At 68.4% G+C, this 16,780-nt stretch carries 12 protein-coding genes; 3 read left to right on the plus strand and 9 right to left on the minus strand.

Annotated features, from left to right (window positions below):
* Window positions 1–8: 8 nt before the first annotated feature.
* Genes nadC through ACTHQS_RS12560 form a run of 4 tightly spaced genes read right to left on the minus strand, consistent with a single transcriptional unit; the run spans window position 9 to window position 4,753 of the window.
* Window positions 9–923 (minus strand): carboxylating nicotinate-nucleotide diphosphorylase, encoded by a 915-nt coding sequence (nadC, locus tag ACTHQS_RS12545; RefSeq protein ID WP_440169306.1) that lies wholly within the window; start codon window positions 921–923, stop codon window positions 9–11.
* Window positions 916–2,742, minus strand: coding sequence for an L-aspartate oxidase (locus ACTHQS_RS12550; RefSeq protein ID WP_440169597.1), 1,827 nt, complete (start codon window positions 2,740–2,742; stop codon window positions 916–918). The genes nadC and ACTHQS_RS12550 overlap by 8 nt, the downstream gene beginning before the upstream one ends.
* Window positions 2,742–4,046 carry a quinolinate synthase NadA gene (gene nadA, locus ACTHQS_RS12555; RefSeq protein ID WP_440169308.1) on the minus strand — a complete coding sequence of 435 codons (1,305 nt, stop codon included), beginning with the start codon at window positions 4,044–4,046 and terminating at the stop codon, window positions 2,742–2,744. The genes ACTHQS_RS12550 and nadA overlap by 1 nt, the downstream gene beginning before the upstream one ends.
* Complete coding sequence (locus tag ACTHQS_RS12560; RefSeq protein ID WP_440169310.1) at window positions 4,043–4,753, minus strand: NUDIX hydrolase; 711 nt, start codon at window positions 4,751–4,753, stop codon at window positions 4,043–4,045. Before ACTHQS_RS12560 ends, nadA begins: the two co-directional genes overlap by 4 nt.
* A gap of 362 nt (window positions 4,754–5,115) precedes the next feature.
* Between ACTHQS_RS12560 and ACTHQS_RS12565 the strand changes: the two genes are divergently transcribed.
* Window positions 5,116–6,447 carry an amino acid permease gene (locus tag ACTHQS_RS12565; RefSeq protein WP_440169599.1) on the plus strand — a complete coding sequence of 444 codons (1,332 nt, stop codon included), beginning with the start codon at window positions 5,116–5,118 and terminating at the stop codon, window positions 6,445–6,447.
* Between the two features lie 79 nt (window positions 6,448–6,526).
* A complete protein-coding gene (locus ACTHQS_RS12570) occupies window positions 6,527–7,354 on the plus strand; it encodes an alpha/beta fold hydrolase (protein ID WP_440169312.1) in 828 nt (275 codons plus the stop codon).
* A 98-nt stretch (window positions 7,355–7,452) separates the two neighbouring features.
* Here ACTHQS_RS12570 and ACTHQS_RS12575 read toward each other — a convergent pair whose 3' ends face one another.
* Window positions 7,453–8,787: an MFS transporter gene (locus ACTHQS_RS12575; protein WP_440169315.1), complete on the minus strand. Its 1,335-nt coding sequence runs from the start codon at window positions 8,785–8,787 to the stop codon at window positions 7,453–7,455.
* Window positions 8,788–9,038: 251 nt separating this feature from the next.
* On the opposite strand from ACTHQS_RS12575, the gene ACTHQS_RS12580 reads away from it, so the two are divergent.
* Window positions 9,039–9,773 carry an IclR family transcriptional regulator gene (locus tag ACTHQS_RS12580; protein ID WP_440169317.1) on the plus strand — a complete coding sequence of 245 codons (735 nt, stop codon included), beginning with the start codon at window positions 9,039–9,041 and terminating at the stop codon, window positions 9,771–9,773.
* A gap of 58 nt (window positions 9,774–9,831) precedes the next feature.
* Here the strand turns inward: ACTHQS_RS12580 and ACTHQS_RS12585 are convergent, their stop codons facing one another.
* From ACTHQS_RS12585 to ACTHQS_RS12600, 4 genes are all read right to left on the minus strand, one after another.
* On the minus strand, window positions 9,832–11,202 hold the full coding sequence (locus tag ACTHQS_RS12585) for an MFS transporter (protein ID WP_440169320.1): 1,371 nt from the start codon (window positions 11,200–11,202) through the stop codon (window positions 9,832–9,834).
* 92 nt (window positions 11,203–11,294) lie between these two features.
* Window positions 11,295–14,381 carry an AAA family ATPase gene (locus ACTHQS_RS12590; RefSeq protein ID WP_440169323.1) on the minus strand — a complete coding sequence of 1,029 codons (3,087 nt, stop codon included), beginning with the start codon at window positions 14,379–14,381 and terminating at the stop codon, window positions 11,295–11,297.
* The gene (locus ACTHQS_RS12595) at window positions 14,378–15,556 is read right to left on the minus strand and encodes an exonuclease SbcCD subunit D (protein WP_440169326.1); all 1,179 of its coding nucleotides are present in this window, start codon (window positions 15,554–15,556) and stop codon (window positions 14,378–14,380) included. Before ACTHQS_RS12595 ends, ACTHQS_RS12590 begins: the two co-directional genes overlap by 4 nt.
* 57 nt (window positions 15,557–15,613) lie before the next feature.
* A complete protein-coding gene (locus ACTHQS_RS12600) occupies window positions 15,614–16,543 on the minus strand; it encodes an MIP/aquaporin family protein (protein WP_440169329.1) in 930 nt (309 codons plus the stop codon).
* Between the last annotated feature and the right edge of the window lie 237 nt (window positions 16,544–16,780).

Genomic DNA, 16,780 nt, shown 5'->3' on the forward strand with positions numbered 1-16,780 from the left:
CGTCCCCGCTACACGGTCAGTTCGACGTCGAGGCCCAGGTCCAGGGCGGCCACGGTGTGCGTGAGCGCACCCACGGAGATCACGTCCACGCCGGTGGCGGCAATGGCCGCGACGGTCTCGAGGTTCACATTGCCGCTGGCTTCCACGCGGGCCCGGCCGGCCACGAGGGCAACGCCTGCCTTGAGTTCCTCGATGCTGAAATTGTCCAGCATGATGGTGTCCACTCCGGCGGCCAGCACGGGTTCGATCTGGTCCATCCGGTCCACTTCCACTTCAAAGTGGGTGGTGTGGCCCAGCTGCGTCTTGGCGGCCAGCAGGAGCGCGGTGAGTTGTGCCGGGTCACCGCCGGTCATCACGGCCAGGTGGTTGTCCTTGGCAAGCACAGCGTCGGAGAGGCTGTACCGGTGGTTTGCGCCGCCGCCGCAACGCACCGCGAAGCGTTCAAGGATGCGCAGGCCGGGGGTGGTTTTCCGCGTATCGGTGATGCGGGCCCGGGTCCCCTCGGCAAGCCGCACGAATTCGGCGGTCTTCGTGGCGATGGCGGACATCCGCTGGACCAGGTTCAGTGCCACGCGTTCGGCCATCAGCACCGAGCGGGCGCTGCCGCTGACCCTCGCCAGGTGCGTGCCGGCGTCGAACGTCCCACCGTCCGCCAGGAGCAGGTCCACCTGCGTGGCGGGATCCACCAGCTGCATGGCGTCGCGGAACACGGTGGCGCCGCTGAGGACGCCGGGGACGCGCGCGTTGAGGACTGCGGTGGCGCTGGCACCGGCGGGGATGAGCAACTGCGAGGTGATGTCACCGGAAGGCGCATCCTCAGCGAAGGCCCGTTCCAGGATGTCCCTGACGGGGGCCGGCGGGAGGGTGAGGTCGAGTGCCGGGCGCAGGGACACAGCCTGGTCGATCACGGCGGGGTCAGTCATGGAGCAGGCTCGCTTTCGGGCGGAGGGACGACAGGTTGTCAGTTTCGACGGGTTCATCGCTGCGGTAATGCGCCCCCAGAGAGTCACGGCGGTCAAGGGCGGCAGCGACCAGCAGTTGGGCAGCCAACAGAAGGTTCCGGTCCTCGTGTGCCACTGGGTCGGCGGAGGAATTAACAGCATCAGGACGGACGACGCCGGCCCAAGAGTCAAGCGTCCGGCCAGCCTTGAGCAACAACTCCCCAGAGCGCAGCACTCCGGCATGGGAGGTCATGAGACGGCGAAGAGCCTCCCGGGAGAAGGGTTCTTCGGATTCCCCTCCCCCACCGAAGTTGGACGGCCAACTCCCGCCTGGCGCACCTGACCGATCCGCCGCGCCTTCTAAAGCAGCAGGGACAGCGACGTGAGCACTTGCGTTTCGCGGCAGGGGTGCGGAAGCGTGGGGCAGTTCCGGAGGTCCCGAAAGCGCCGTTGTCGCGTGAGCGTCCGCACCGGCCGCCGAGCTTGCGAGGCGGTCGCCGGTGCGAGGCGCGAGCGCAGGCGCCGAGGGACCTGCGGGGCTGCCCTCCAGGAAGGATTCGACAGCGCGGCGGCCGAATACGAGTCCCTCCAGGAGGGAGTTGCTGGCCAGCCGGTTTGCCCCTTGGACGCCGGTGCAGGCAACTTCGCCGGCGGCGTAGAGGCCGGGGACGGTGGTGCGGGCGGAGAGGTCGGTGCGTACCCCGCCCATCCAGTAATGCGCGGCGGGGGCGACCGGTACGAGTTCGCAGGTCCAGTCGATGCCGGCGTCGCGGGTTTTGCGGGTGAGGGTGGGGAACCTCTGTTGGAGGAAGCCCGCGCCCCTGGCCTGTTCGATGCCGCGGGCGTCGAGGTAGACGTGGCCGTTGGGGTCGCCGAGCTTGGCCAGGTGGAGGGCGATGCTGCGGGAGACGACGTCGCGGGGTGCCAGTTCGGCATCGGGGTGGTAGGCCTGCATGAAGCGGCGGCCGCCGGAGTCCAGCAGGATGGCCCCTTCGCCGCGGACGGCTTCGGAGATCAGCAGCGGTCCGTCCAGCCGGGCGGGATGCGCTGTGGCGGAGCTGACCAGGCAGGTGGGGTGGAACTGGAAGAACTCAAGGTCTGCCACTGCCGCACCGGCGCGGACGGCGAGCGCCAGTCCGTCGGCGGTGGCCACGGCCGGGTTGGTGGTTTGGGCGAACAGTTGACCCGATCCCCCGGTGGCGAGCAGGACCGCATCCGCGTCCAGGACCGCAGGCCGGCCGTCCTGGAGGTACTCGACTCCTGCCACGCGCCCGTCCCGGGTCACAAGGGCGGTGGCCTGGGCGTGCGTGAGGATGGTGAGCTTTCCGTCATCCTGCCGGGACAGGACAGCCCGGATCAGCGCACCGGCCACGCGGGCGCCAGTGGCGTCTCCTCCTGCGTGCAGGATCCGCGGGGCACTGTGGGCCGCTTCGAGCCCAAGGGCCGGACCGCCGTCGTGCATGGCCTCATTCCCCGCCGCAGCGTGGCCCGCATCGAACGCAACACCGTAGCGCTGGAGGCCTGCGATATCGCGCTCCGCCTCCGTACACATCAGCCGGACTGCGGCCTCGTCGCAGTGTCCCGCACCGGCGCGGAGTGTGTCGGCGATGTGTGCGGCGAGGGTGTCTCCCGGTGCGGGTTTGGCAAGGACGGCAGAGATGCCGCCCTGTGCGTACCAGGTGTTGCTGTTCTCCAGCGCGCCTTTGGTCAGCAGGACCACGTGCGCTCCTGCGTCGGTGGCGAGCAGCGCAGCGTAGAGGCCCGCGATGCCGCTTCCGACGATGGCCAGGCGGTGGTTCATCACGGCCTCGCGGCGAGCATGCGCTCGAGCGCCGTCCGGGCATTGGCCTGTACGTTGTCATCCACGGTGATGCGGTTGACCACGCGGCCGGCCACCAGTTCCTCCAGTACCCAGGCGAGGTAGCCGGGGTGGATCCGGTACATGGTGGAGCAGGGGCAGATCACCGGGTCCAGGCAGAAGATGGTGTGCTGCGGGTACTCGGCGGCAAGCCGGTTCACCATGTTGATTTCGGTGCCGATGGCGAATGTCGTGGGCTCGGTGGCGGCGGCGATGGCTTTCTTGATGAAGTCCGTGGAGCCGGCGGAATCCGCGGCGTCCACCACCTCCATGGGGCATTCGGGGTGCACGATGACCTGGACGCCGGGAAAGTCCGCCCGGGCCTTCTCGATTTGGGCCACGCTGAAACGCTTGTGCACCGAGCAGAACCCGTGCCAGAGGATCACGCGGGAGTCCAGGAGCGCCTGTTCGTCATTGCCGCCCAGGTCCTTGCGCGGGTTCCACATGGGCATCTGGTCCAGGGGCACCCCCAGGGCCTTGGCCGTGTTGCGGCCCAGGTGCTGGTCGGGGAAGAACAGGACCCGCTGGCCCCGCTGGAATGCCCACTCGAGGACGGTCTTTGCATTCGATGACGTGCAGACGATGCCGCCGTGTTCGCCGCAGAACGCCTTCAGGGCTGCGGAGGAATTCATGTAGGTGACGGGGATGACCGGGACCCGGCCCTCGGCGTCGGGCTCGGTCCCGAAGATCTCTTCGAGCTGTTCCCAGCACTCCTCCACGGAGTCCGCGTCCGCCATGTCCGCCATCGAGCAGCCGGCCGCCAGGTTGGGCAGGATGACGGCCTGTTCCGGCGTGGAGAGGATGTCCGCGGTTTCCGCCATGAAGTGGACGCCGCAGAAGACGATGGCCTCTGCCTCCGGTCTGGTCAGCGCGGCGTTCGCGAGCTGGAAGGAGTCACCCACGAAGTCGGCGTACTGGATCACCTCATCGCGCTGGTAGAAGTGGCCCAAAATGACGGCCCGGTCACCCAGGACCGCCTTGGCGGCCTGGATCCGTTCCCCGAGTTCGACGTCGCTGGCCACCTTGTACTCTTCGGGCAACTGGCCCTGGCGCGGGGTGTTGGCCGGAGCCGGGTCCGCGCTCGAGGCGCCCGGGCCGTAGGCGGGCACGCCGGCGAGCGCCTCGGCCAAATCGTAGTCCCACGGGCCTTTGGCCAGCGCCGGACTGCAGGTGCTGCGGTCAGCTGCTGCGCCCTTTTCGGCCTGTTCGCGCGTGATCAGCTGGATTGCCGTATTGACGCTGCTCATGGTGTGCTCCTGTTGTCTGGGTCAAGGCCTGGCCGGCCGGTGTAGCGGTAGAGGCGTGGCGGGCGGTGCTTGCCGCCCTGGAGGTATTCCCCGGTTTCTTCGATTTCGGGGGTGGATTTGAGCTGCCGGCGGAAGTTGGCCGGATCCAGCTGGCGGTCCAGGACGGCTTCATAGACTTCGCGGACCTGGGCCAGCGTGAAGTACTCGCCCAGCAGGTGGTAAGCCACCGAACCGTAGGCCAGCTTGTTCCGGAGGCGCCAGAGGGCGTAATCCACGATCGCGTTGTGGTCGAACGCCAGCTCACTCAGGCGGTCTGCCCGGAACCATCGAACGTTTTCAGACTCGTCAGCAAGCGCTGCTTCCGTTGGCTGGACCAGGGCCCAGTACACAATGGACACCACCCGCTGGGTGGGTGAACGGTGCAGGCCGCCGAAGGCATAGAGCTGCTCAAGGTAGCGGGGCGCAAGGCCGGTGGTCTCCTGCAGGTTCCGGGCGGCGGCGCCTTGGAGGGACTCCTCATGGCTGAGGGGTCCGCCCGGCAGGGCCCACAGGCCCTTGAAGGGCTCCCGGATCCGGCGCACCAGCGGAAGCCACAGGGTGGGCCGGCCCGAGGTCTCGCTCGGACGGAGGGCGAAGATCACAGTGGAGATGGCCAGCGACGGCGGCGCGGCCTGCCGCTCGGAAACGTTCGCCGAACTGTAGTACACCCGTTCCACCACCTTCTATCGCCCTTGACCGCCCCCGCGCGTTCATCCTTAGTTATGGTCAACTTGACCAAAACTGATTCTACGGCCGGCCGCACCCGAAAGGGAAATATTTCTTCCGGGCGGGCAGCCCGCCAGGCGCGCAGCAAACGGGGGCGCTCTTCCCCGCTTCCGGGCCCCCTCCCGGCCCTCCGTTTCCGGGCAGGTTCGGGAAGCGGTAAATTCAAGACGTCCCACGAGGACCCCGGCCCCGGAGGCCGGACCCATCACCAAGCCCCCAGAAGGTGCATTTCCCCATGACGACGAAGTCTGACCGGACCACGTCCGCCACATCATCACCCACGAAGACCCCTGCCAGCCACAGCATGAAGCCGCGCCAGCTCACCATGATGGGGCTGGGCAGCGCCATCGGGGCCGGATTGTTCCTGGGGTCCGGCGCCGGCGTCCAGGCGGCGGGGCCGGCGGTGCTGGTCTCCTACCTCGTGGCCGGAACCCTGATCATCCTGGTGATGTGGGCCCTTGGCGAGATGGCGGCAGCGAACCCGAACAGTGGAGCCTTTTCCGTGTACGCGGAGCGGGCACTGGGCCGGACGGCAGGGGCCACCATCGGGTGGCTGTGGTGGCTGCAGCTGGTAGTGGTGATTGCGGCCGAGGCCCTGGGCGCGGCCGGGCTGCTGTTCTCCGTCTGGCCGGTGGTGCCGGTCTGGGCGCTGGCGCTGTTGTTCATGGTGGTCTTTACCGGCATCAACCTGGCCGGTGTCCGGAACTTCGGTGAGTTCGAGTTCTGGTTTGCCATCCTCAAGGTGGCCGTGATCGTCCTGTTCCTCGTTGTCGGTGCCGCGCTGCTCCTGGGCCTGCTGCCCGGCGTCGGCTCCCCCGGCGCGGACAACCTCACGGGAAACTTCGCGCCCCAGGGCCTGGGCGGTGTTGCCGGGGCGCTGTTCGTTGTGATCTTCGCGTTCGGCGGGACGGAGATCGTCTCCGTGGCCGCAGCCGAAACCGAGGATCCCGAACGCAGCGTCGGCAAGGCCATCCGGACCGTGGTGTGGCGCATCCTGGTGTTCTACATCGGCTCCGTCTTCGTCATTGCCGCCGTCCTTCCCGCCACGTCCAAGAGCCTTGCCTCGCCCTTCGCCGGCGTGCTGGACGCTGCCAGAATCCCCGGCGCCTCCACCGCCATCACCCTCGTGGCCGTCGTCGCGCTCCTCTCGGCGCTGAACGCGAACCTCTACGGTGCATCGCGCATGGTGTATTCGCTCTCCCAGCGGAGCGAGGCGCCCCGGGTCCTCACCCGGCTGAACAATGCCGGCGTGCCCCTGCTCGCGGTGGCAGTATCGGTGGCCTTCGGCTTCGTCGCGACTGTCCTCGAGCTGTTGTTCCCGGAACGGATCCTGCCGGCGCTCTTCCAGCTGGTGGGATCCACGTGCCTGGTGGTGTGGGGCAGCGCCCTGGTCTCCCAGCTGATCCTGCGCCGGCGCGCGGACCGGGACGGGACCCCGCTTCCCCTCCGGATGAAAGGCTTCCCCGGCCTCACGGTCCTGGGCCTTGTCCTCCTGGGCCTCATCTTCGCCGTCGGCTTCAGTGCCGAGGGCAGCCGCATTCAGCTTTTCAGCACCTTTGCCCTGATCGCCGGCATTGCGCTGGCGTGTGCCGCCGGGGCCCGCCTGGCCAGCAGGACCCGGCCCGGCAACAGGTAGAGTGGAGCGTACCTTTCCAACGAAGACGCACCGACGCGCCGGGCCCGCCCAGGCGCCGTACCTGATTGGGGAACACACCATGAGCGGCAGGCACACCGGACAGCAGCACGGGCACACCGTTGAAGGGACCGACCCGCAGCTGTACGTGGCAGTCCATGAGCCCGCCACCGATGCGGGCCTCCGGCCGGTCCTGCTGCTGCACGGCTTTTCTTCCTCCTCCAAGCTCAACTGGGAGGACACCGGCTGGGTGTCCGCCCTGCTTGACGCCGGCCGACGGGTGATCACGGTGGACCTGCCGGGCCACGGCCGCAGTGGTGCGCCTGAGGATATGGATTCCTACTCGCCCAGCAGGATCCGGGCGGACCTGCTGCAGGCAGCGTTCGACGCCGGCGCGCGCCCCCTTCACGACGGAGACCCTGCCAGCGGGCTGGACGTCGTGGGCTATTCCCTGGGCTCCCGGCTCGCGTGGGAGTTCGCCGCAACCCAGCCCGAGCTGGTGCACCGGCTGGTGCTCGGCGGACCCAACGACTCCGACCCGCTGGCCGCATTCGACCTCAGGGCCGCCCAGGACTACCTGGCGGACGGCACGCCGATCAGCGACGAATCCACCGCGCAGCTTCTCAAAATGGCCCTGCTGCTGCCGAGCAACAACATTTTCGCGCTGCTGTCGCTGGTGGAGGCCATCAAGGCAGAACCGTACGACCCCGCCGAAGCTGTACCCCACGTTCCCATGCTGTTGGTGGTTGGCGACAAGGACGAGCGGGCCAAGACCCTGCCCAAGCTCGCCGAACTGGCCCGCGGTGCCGGCTCCATGGCAGAGCAACTGGTCCTCCCGGGCCGGAACCACACCAACGCCATCACCAGCAGGGCCTTCAAGCAGGCCGCCATTTCGTTCCTGGGCGTCTGACGTTCCAGGCCTGGCGGATGCCAGACAGCAACAGCCCGGACCCTGGGGTCCGGGCTGTTGCTGTCTTACTTCCCGCTTTGGGTGACGGTGGGTGGGGATCAGTGGTGGCCGCTGACGCCGAGCGGGCGTCCCTTGGTCTCCTTGGCGAGCACCACGCCCACGGCTGAGATGACGCAGAGTGCCATGATGTAGATGCCGATCGAACCGGTCCATTTGGTGGACTGCAGCAGGGTTTCGGCGATGGTTGCTGCGAAGGCGCCGCCCAGGATGGCGCCGAAGGCGTACCCGATGGAGATGCCGGAGTAGCGCACGCTGGCGGGGAACATCTCCGCGTACATGGCGGACATGGGTCCGTAGGACAGGCCCAGGCCGATGGTCAGGACGAACAGGGCGACGCCGTAGAGCACGATGTCCTTGGTGTCGATCAGGGCAAACATGGGGATCATCCAGGCAAAGACGATGGCGTACCCGATCAGGAAGGTCTTGACGCGGCCGATGCGGTCGGACAGCCATCCGCCCACCAGGGTGAAGATCAGCCAGCCGAAGGATGCCAGCGTGGTGGCCAGGAGGATCTGCGGGGTGGGCATCTTCAGGGTCTTGGTGGCGTAGGAGATGAAGAACGCAATCAGCAGGTAGCCTGCTGCGTTGTTGCCGATGAAGATCAGGGTGGAGTACAGGACGGGCAGCTTGTGGTTCCGGATCAGCTCACCCAGGGGTGCCTTGCTCTCCTTCTTCCGCAGGGCCATCTCTTGGAAGACCGGGCTCTCTGCGACGGCGCGGCGGATCAGGTAGCCCACCACGATCAGGACGATGGAGAGCAGGAACGGCACGCGCCATCCCCAGGCTGCGAAGTCTTCCTTGGACATGCTGGTGTTGAGGAAGAACAGCAGGCCGGTGGCCAGGATCATCCCCACGGGCACGCCGATCTGCGGGTAGGCACCGAAGAGGCCGCGCCGGTTGACGGGCGCGTGCTCGACGGCCATGAGGGCGGCACCGCCCCATTCACCGCCGGCGGAGAAGCCCTGGATAACGCGCAGCAGGATCAGCAGCACGGGGGCCCAGGCGCCGATCTGCGCGTAGGTGGGCAACATGCCAATGAGGGCGGTGGCCGCGCCCATCATCACCAGGGTGAAGACCAGCATTGCCTTCCGTCCCAGGCGGTCACCCAGGTGCCCGGCGATAACGGCGCCGAGGGGACGGAACAGGAAGCTGATGCCGATGAGGGCAAAGGACAGGATCTGCGCCAGGCCCGGGTTGGACTCGTTCAGCGGTGCCAGGAACAGCGGCGACAGCAGCGTTGCGGTCAGCTGGGCAAAGATGAAGAAGTCGTACCACTCGATGGTGGTGCCGACGAGGGTGCCGGCGAGGACCTTGCGCTCCTCCCGCCGGGTGCTGGGACCGGCGAGTGTATCCACCTTGGAAGGTGTGGTCATTGAAACTCCATTGTTTATTGGGCAGCAACGCCGCCCGTACGCCTTCAGGATTACCGACAGAACGGTCAGTTAGTTAGTAGGGTACTACGAAAGGTGTGATGCGGAACACGGGATGGTTGGAATTTGCGCCGAACGGTAGGGTGCGCAAGTTCCATATTGGAACTACAAGTTCGCATAAAGGACATTGCCGGGAGGCTGAGGTTGAGACAAGAGTCACGGCGCTGAAGGCCCGCCCGCCTAGGATGGACATTATGACTCCTCCAGCAGCCGCAGCCCCGGCGGGAGCGGCGACCCAGGCTTCGCCTTCCCAAACCCTTTCGCGTGGCATCCGCGCCCTCGAAATCCTGGCGGCGGCCCCCGGGCCGCTGACCATTGCGGAGCTTGCCGATGCCATGGGCGTCCACCGTTCGGTGGCCTACCGGATCCTGCGCACCCTGGAAGACCACTCACTCCTGGTTCGGGACGACGCCGGCCGGGTCCAGCCGGGCCCGGGGCTGGCGGTCCTGGCCCGCGGTGTATCGCGCAACCTGCAGAGCGCTGCGTTGCCGGAGCTGACCCAGCTGGCCAACTCACTGGACATGACCGCGTTCGTGGCGGTGTGGGACCATCACGACTGCATCACGCTGGTGACGGTGGAACCGCGGCATTCGGGGGCTACCGTTGCCCAGCACCCGGGCACACGGCACCCCATCAACGCGGGCGCGCCAGGGATTGCCATCCAGTCCGCCCTCTCGGAGGAAGAGTGGGACAGGCTGGCGACGGGCATGCCTTATCGCCCGGAGGCTGCGGAGGCACGGCGGAAGGGCTACTCGGCCAGCCATGACGAGGTGATCGCAGGAGTTTCCTCGCTGGCAGCACCCGTCCGGGTGCCCGGTGGGCGTCCGGCCGCACTGGCCGTCGTCTATATCCGTTCCGCCCATGACCCGGATTCCGTGGGCGCTGCCATCGCGGAAAGTGCGGCCAGGATCGAGCGCCAGCTGGCGTAACAGCACTGCCCGTCCCACCCGCGGCTAGGACCGGGGCCGCCCGCACGCAGGTGCCGCGTCAGGGCCGGCGGCGGAGGACGACGGCGGTTCCGGCACCGAGCAGAGCCAGCGCCGCCGCCGCGCAGACCGGAACGAGGAACGCGGCTGCGGCCCCGTGGAGCTGGGCCAGCTGTCCGCCAACCGAGGACCCGATGGCCGTGCCGGCGACAATGCCGCTGGCAAGCGCGGTCATCACGGTGCCAAGCCTGCCGGCAGGTGCCACGTTCCCGCCCACGGCGAAGACGGTGACCATGACCGGACCCACCGGGAGTCCCAGGACCAGCAGGACCACCGCCATCATGGGCAGCGACGAGGGCACCAGCAGCAGGACCGCCAGCCCTGCCATCAGGATTGCGCAGAGAACCCAGCGCAGCGCCAGGCCTGCGCGGCGCGGCCAGTAGGCGACCGAGAGTGCTGCTGCGGCGGAACTCAAACCCATGACGGCGTACAGCAGCCCCGCTATTTCCGCGCCGCCCAGCCCGGCAGAGAAGGCGCTGAGGGCAGCCTGGGTGGAACCAAAGAATGTCCCCATGCAGGCCATCGCAAGGACAGGCAGGGCTACAGACCATGGCAGCTTCACGGCACGTGCAGAACCCTTGCGCTTCCCGCCGGCCGGACGCCGGGTGGCCGGTACGGCCCGGTGGGTGGGGTGAACGGCGAAGGCCGGCACCAGCGTGATGGTCATGGCCGCTGCCAGGACCAGCGGAAGCCAGGGCGCCACGAGGCTGGCCAGAATCCCCACCAGGGCGGGTCCAAGGACAAACGTCACCTCGTCGGCCGTGCTCTCGTAGGAGAGGGCTGTGTCCAGGTCACGGGCAGAACCGCCGGGCGGTGCCGTTGGGCCTCCGGCTTTGGCCGTCAGGGACATCCATCTGACCCGGGCCAGGGGCCCTACCTGGGGGCAGGTGGCACCGGCCGCGAAGGCTGCAGCCAGGACAGCGGACGGGAAATCGCCGGACGCGGCGGTGCCATTGGCGGCAAGGACCAGGGCCAGCACGGCCACTGTATTGAGCACGGCCGCCAGCAACAGGAGCGGCCGCTGTCCCCGCCTGTCCGCAAGGGACCCCAGAACCGGAGCTCCCAGGGCCGAGCCGATACCCACCGCGCCTGCTGCTGTGCCGCCGGCGGCAAAGGAGCCGCTGGCCGAGGTGACGAGGGTGAGCGTGCCCATGGCCAGCATGGCCAGGGGAAGCCGCGCAAAGAGGCCCAGCGGTATGAAACCCGGGCCGGCCAGGTGGGGAAGGCGCGAAAAGCGTCCCCGTCCTGCCCTTTCCGTGGTGTCCGGGTCAGGGCCTTCCCCGCATGGAACGGCACGGGCAGGGGTGGTGCCGGCTTGGGAAGGGCTGGCTGCTGAAGGGCTCGTCGGTGAAGGGCTTGTTTGTGGTGTCACTTCGGGCTCGCTCAGTAGGTGCGCACCGTCCCTCCTCCCGATGCGCGCAACCCGGTAACGCAGTCAGTATATCGGCCCTGGCCAGCGGACAGTCAGACGACGGCGTCCAGGCTTTCGGAGATCCGCAGGGTGGATCCGTTGCGGTTCTTGACTACCTGCAGCTGGGTGCTGATCCGCTGTTTCATCTCGGCAACATGGCTGACCAATCCCACTACCCTCCCGCCGTCACGAAGTCCTTCGAGGGCATCCATGACCTGTTCCAGGGATTGGTCGTCCAGGCTGCCGAAGCCCTCATCAACGAACAGGGTTTCGATTTCCACCCCTCCGGATTCCTGCTGGACCACGTCGGCAAGTCCCAGGGCCAGGGAGAGCGAGGCCATGAAGGACTCACCTCCGGAAAGCGTGGAGGTGTCCCGGCGGAATCCTGTCCACTGATCCACTACTTCCAGTCCCAGTCCCGACTTTGCACCGCGGGCGGCCTTGGCGTCCGTGTGCTGGAGAAGGTACCGGCCGTCGCTCATGGCCACCAGGCGTTCGGATGCAGCAAGGGCCACCTGTTCCAGCCGCGCGGCCAGGACATAGCTCGTCAGGCTCATCCGGTACGTGTTCTCGCCCCGCCCGGCTGCGGCGTCGGCCAATCCCGAAAGCATCTGCGCCCGCTCTGCGGGCTCACGCGAGGAGCAGGCCAGCGCTTCATATTCGGCGGCGATGGACTTGAGCGATGCCAGGCACCGGCCGGCCAGACCGGCAGCGAGATCGGCCTCCCGCGCCGCATTCCGGGCTTCGGCCGCGACGAGGCGCAGCCCCGCCAGCCGTCCCTCGTCTGCAACGTATCCGCCGGCCGCTTCGTCCAGTGCGAGCACGATGTCTTCTGACTCAAACAGCCCGGCAACGCGGGCTGCTTCGTCCTGGGCGGCACGGATGGCGGACTCAAGGGCTGCCAGTTCAGCGGCGCCGAGGAGCTGGCTGCGGGCCTCGCCCGCACTGGCGAAGCCGGCAGCCGGCAGGGCCCCTTCCAGATGCTCCCGGGCTTCGGCTGCCTGCAGCCGCGCACCGTCCAGGCGCGCCTGCGCTTCGACGGCTTTATCCAGTACTGCAGCCGCCTCTTCAAGTGCCCGCAGCCGGCGGTCCAGGCTGCGGTGGCCGCCCCGAAGGCCGGCCAGCGCTGTGTCCAGGGCCGCGACCTGTTCAGCCAGGTCGGCGAGGGACGCCGTGGTTTGGGACAGCTCCGCCTCCGTTTCGGCCAGCGTGGCCCGGGCCTGGGTGAGGCCTGTGTCCAGGGCGTCCAGCCGCTGCCGCCTGTCCTGCAGCTCCTTCGCGGCCTGCTCGGCGTCCACCGCCGCGGCAAGGGCCTCAGCCGCGCCGGAGCGTGCCTCCTTCATCGGCGTGGTCCCGCCCTGGCCGGCGAGGACGGCCACGGCCTGCTGCGCCTCGGCAAGATCTGCGGCAACCAGGGCATGGGCTGCCTCAGCAGCCTCGTAAAGGCCATGGGCCCGTTCCTCATCCTGGGCAAGGGCCGGTCCTCCGGTGCCCGCATCTGCCGGGCCGGGGTGGTGTCCGCTTCCGCAGACGGGGCAGGGGCTTCCGGGAACCAGCCCCGCTGCCAGTTCCGCGGCAGCGTTGGCCAGACGTTCCTCCCGCAGGTCCAGCCAGCGGCGTTTCGCCTCCAGGAGGTTCTCCCGCGAGTCTTCATGGCGGCCCTTGGCCCGGTCCCTGTGCTCGACGGCGGTCCCGTAGCGGCGGACGACGTCCAGCAGCTCCGCCGCAGCTCCGGCTTCCTTGCGCCGCAGCGCGGCTTCCACGGAACGGCCCTCCAGCTGGTCCATGCCGTCCGCGAGCTGTTCACGTTCTGCCACCAGGCGCGCGGCGCGCTGGCCCAGCGTCCCGACGGAGAGTTCCAGCTCCCCCAGCCTGCCGGCCAGCCCTTGGTGCCGCTTCCGCAGGTCCTGGAGCCTGCCTTCGTCAGGGAGCCGTGCCTCGACGACGGCCAGCAGCGAACGCAGCCTGCCCAGTTCCTCCGCAGCCCCTGGCAGGCTCCCCCGGGCATCCTCGGGCGCGCCCGGGCTGGAAACGGTATCCTCGGTTATCTCAATGCTGAGCTGGGCCAGTTCGCCGCCGTCCCCGGCGGCCAGGCGGAGCAACGTCATGGCCGATTCGGCGGCCGCGGCGGCGCCGCGGACCTTGGCGGCTGCGGCATCCACCGCCTGCAGTTGCCCTTGGAGAACCTCGGCCTGGCGGTGCCGCGCAAGCCGGGAGGCAGTTTCTTCATGCTGCGCGGTCCCTGCCTGGACGGCCTGTTGCCGTGCCACGGCCGCTTTGAGTTTTCGGTGCCGCTCATGGCGCGCAGCCTCCTGCTCAGCCTCTGCGCGGCGGTCCTGGTTGACTGCTTCAGCAGCTGCGGCCTGTTCCGTGAGTTCGGCCAGGCGCACGCCGGCAGAAGCCTGCAGCCAGTCAAGGCGGCGTGGGATGTCATCCGCCGGCGGCGCCCCCGCCTCAGAAAGCTGGAGCGGGGCTGCCTCGGTCTCGGCACGCGAGGCCAGGAGGCCGAGTTGCGCGGACAGGACGGCCACGTCCTCCCGTGCGGCGGCGGCCTGCCGGGACAGTTCCTGTTCCAGGGCTTCAAACCTCTGGGTGCCGAAGAGCTTCTGCAGCAGGTCCAGCCGGTCAGCAGCCTTGGAACGCAGGAAGGCAGCGAAATCTCCCTGCGGCAGCATCACCACCCGGGTGAACTGTTCACGGTCCATGCCCAGCAGGGCCATGATCTCTGCACCCGCTTCATCATTGCGGGCGGACTTCTCCACCCAGGCGCCGTCCACCCGTTCGCGGAGCAGTGTCTTGGCCTGCTGGACCGTGAAGCCGTTCTTTCCACGGGCGCTGGGCTTTTCCCATGCCGGGGAGCGGGTCACTTCGAAGCGGCGTCCCTGTGCGGAAAATTCACAGGTAACGGCGGGTTCCTGCCCGGGCTCGGCGTGGTCGCTGCGCAGCCGTTTACCGTCCTGCCGTGCGCCCGGCACGGAGCCGTAGAGGGCAAAGCAGATGGCATCCAGGACGCTGGTCTTGCCGGCACCGGTGGGCCCGTTCAGCAGGAACAGGCCGTGCGCGCTGAGGCGGTCGAAGTCGATGTCTTCGGTTCCGGCGAAGGGCCCGAACGCGCAGATGCGCAGTTGGTGGATCCTCACCGCGAGACCTCCAGGAGCCTGACGTTTTCCAGGGCGGCCGCGAGCGCAGTTCTTTCCGCGGGGTCGGCGCTCCTTCCCCGCACGTGGTCCAGGAACCCGCAGCAGACGGCGAGGTCGTCCGGCGCGCCTGCGAGCCTGCTGCTGTAGCTGGCCTCCGTGGCGGCTGCGGCGCCCTGGGGATCGAAGGCAAGGACCAGCGTGTCCGGGAACCTGGCGCGCAGCCGTTCCATGGCACGGGAAGGGCGCTGGGAATCCGTCAGGGTGATCTGGCAATACGCGTTTTCAGCCCAGGCATGCCCCGGATCCGCCAGCAGCTCCTCCAGCGGTCCGCGGAGAACGGCCAGGGAACGCGGGGCCTCCCAGAGGACTTCCGCCACCGACGCAACGCCCTCCGGGCCGATATTCACCAGCCAGGCACCCTTCTGGTGCGTGGACTCGGAAAAGGAATAGGCCAGTGGTGACCCCGAGTACCTGACCGAATCGGACAGCTTCTGCCGACCGTGCAGGTGGCCCAGGGCGGTGTAGCTGAAACCGTCAAACAGGTCCAGCGGAACAGCTCCCACGCCGCCGATGCTGAGGTCCCGCTCGCTGTCAGAACTGATGCCTCCGCTGGCGAAGGTATGGGCCAGGACCACCGAGTGGATGGTGGCGGAGGCAGCGCGCCGGGCGATGTCCTCCCGGATCAGGCCGGTTGCCGCACGGGTGACCTCGAAATGGCTTGCCGTGTCCACCCCCAGCTGTTCGGCGACCATCCTGGGCTCAAGCCACGGGATGCCGTAGAGCGCCAGGACGGCGTCCTTCCCCGCAGCATCCGTTCCCAGCGGCAGCAGCAGTGGCTGGTCGAGGTCCTCCACCCTGGTGCGCAGGTGCACTCCCCCGCGTTCCAGCAGGCGGGATGCGAACCCAAGGCGGATGGCGGAGTCGTGGTTGCCGCTGGTGAGGACCACTTTTGCGCCCGCGGCAGTGAGCCGGACCAGTGCGTCGTCAAGCAGGTGGACCACGTCCACGCCCGGAAGCGCCCGGTCATAGACGTCGCCGGCGATCAGGACAACGTCAACGCTGTCCCGCCCAACCGCCGCCACCAGCTGGTCGACGAAAGCCCGCTGGGCGTCCAGCATGCCGACGCCGTGGAAGGAGCGGCCAAGGTGCCAGTCCGAGGTGTGAAGTAACCGCATATTCCTAAGCTATCGGCAGCCACTGACAGTGCAGAAAAACGCCGCGGCAAACAGCGCTCAGGACCTTTTTCCGTCGAAGAACTCCTGGGCCTCGCTCACGCCGGGCCTCTCCTGGCGGCCAGCCTCACCGGGGACTCCCTCATTCACGTCGGCGTCGTTGTCGGCGGCGGGTTCGGCTTCGGCAGCGCCGTCGGGTTCATCGGCAGCCTGCTCGTCCACATGGGGAGCCGGGGAATCAGCCAAGGCCGTGATACGGAACACCAGCCCGGCAATGGCAGCTCCAGCCAGCGGCGCCACCAGGAAGACCCACAGCTGCTCCATCGCCCAGCCGGAGCTGAAGACGGCGGACGCGACCGCACGGGCAGGGTTGAATGGCAGGTTTCCCACCGACTGGCCCACTTGGAGCAGCGCAGCAAAGGACAGTCCGACGGCGACGGGCGCCACCGTGCGGCTTCCGCCTTCACGGCCGGCGGCCCCCAGGAAGACAGCCACGATGATGGCGGCGCCCAGCAGTTCCAGGAGGACGACGGCCGCGAGCGGAGCCTGGATGATGGAGTGCTCACCGAAGCCGGCGGCCACGGTGTCGAAGGCGGTGCGGCTGTCCGGGATGCTGGGCAGGGTGCGCAGGATTCCGAACAGGGCCAGGGCGCCCACCAGGGCCCCGAGGATCTGGGCGGCGGCGTACGCGGCGGCCGCGCCGGCCCGGATCCGTCCGGCCAGGAGGTGCCCCAGGGTGATGGCCGGGTTGAAGTGGCCGCCGGAGATATGCCCGAAGGCCAGCATTGCCGCGGTAATGGCCAGGCCGGCAGCCAGGGCGGAGGGGACGGGGCTGGACTGCGGAATGCTGAACAGCGGCACGCCCAGCCCGGCCACCGCCAGGAAGAGGCTGCCGAAGGCCTCGGCCGCCAGTCGGGGCAGCAGGCCGGTGGGCGCGGCAGCCGTGACTCCGGGCTGCACTGCGTCGCGGGCTGGGACAGGGGTGCTCATGGTGGGACCTTTGCGTTTGGGTTCTGGAGTCAGGCTGCTGCTGGTTGCTGCGGCGCCGCGGCCGTCCAGCAATGTGTTGCGGCGGCGCCGGTGGCGCCGGTGGCGCCGGACAACCCGAGCAGTATTCCAGCCCAGGCTGTGCGTTTGCTGGACGGCAGCTGTCTGCCGGGGTGCCGGGACAGGGTGCTGCCGGGCAACGGCGGGAGCGCTGGCCCCGGGCTACGGACGGTAAATTTA

The sequence above is a fragment of the Arthrobacter sp. SAFR-044 genome (assembly GCF_051965175.1).
Taxonomy (GTDB): Bacteria; Actinomycetota; Actinomycetes; order Actinomycetales; family Micrococcaceae; genus Arthrobacter.

What these genes read in the sequence shown, in the direction of transcription:
- nadC (WP_440169306.1), bottom strand. Translation starts at nt 923, where the DNA reads ATGACTGACCCCGCCGTGATCGACCAGGCTGTGTCCCTGCGCCCGGCA.
- ACTHQS_RS12550 (WP_440169597.1), bottom strand. Translation starts at nt 2,742, where the DNA reads ATGAACCACCGCCTGGCCATCGTCGGAAGCGGCATCGCGGGCCTCTAC.
- nadA (WP_440169308.1), bottom strand. Translation starts at nt 4,046, where the DNA reads ATGAGCAGCGTCAATACGGCAATCCAGCTGATCACGCGCGAACAGGCC.
- ACTHQS_RS12565 (WP_440169599.1), top strand. Translation starts at nt 5,116, where the DNA reads ATGAAGCCGCGCCAGCTCACCATGATGGGGCTGGGCAGCGCCATCGGG.
- ACTHQS_RS12570 (WP_440169312.1), top strand. Translation starts at nt 6,527, where the DNA reads ATGAGCGGCAGGCACACCGGACAGCAGCACGGGCACACCGTTGAAGGG.
- ACTHQS_RS12575 (WP_440169315.1), bottom strand. Translation starts at nt 8,787, where the DNA reads ATGACCACACCTTCCAAGGTGGATACACTCGCCGGTCCCAGCACCCGG.
- ACTHQS_RS12580 (WP_440169317.1), top strand. Translation starts at nt 9,039, where the DNA reads ATGACTCCTCCAGCAGCCGCAGCCCCGGCGGGAGCGGCGACCCAGGCT.
- ACTHQS_RS12595 (WP_440169326.1), bottom strand. Translation starts at nt 15,556, where the DNA reads ATGCGGTTACTTCACACCTCGGACTGGCACCTTGGCCGCTCCTTCCAC.
- ACTHQS_RS12600 (WP_440169329.1), bottom strand. Translation starts at nt 16,543, where the DNA reads ATGAGCACCCCTGTCCCAGCCCGCGACGCAGTGCAGCCCGGAGTCACG.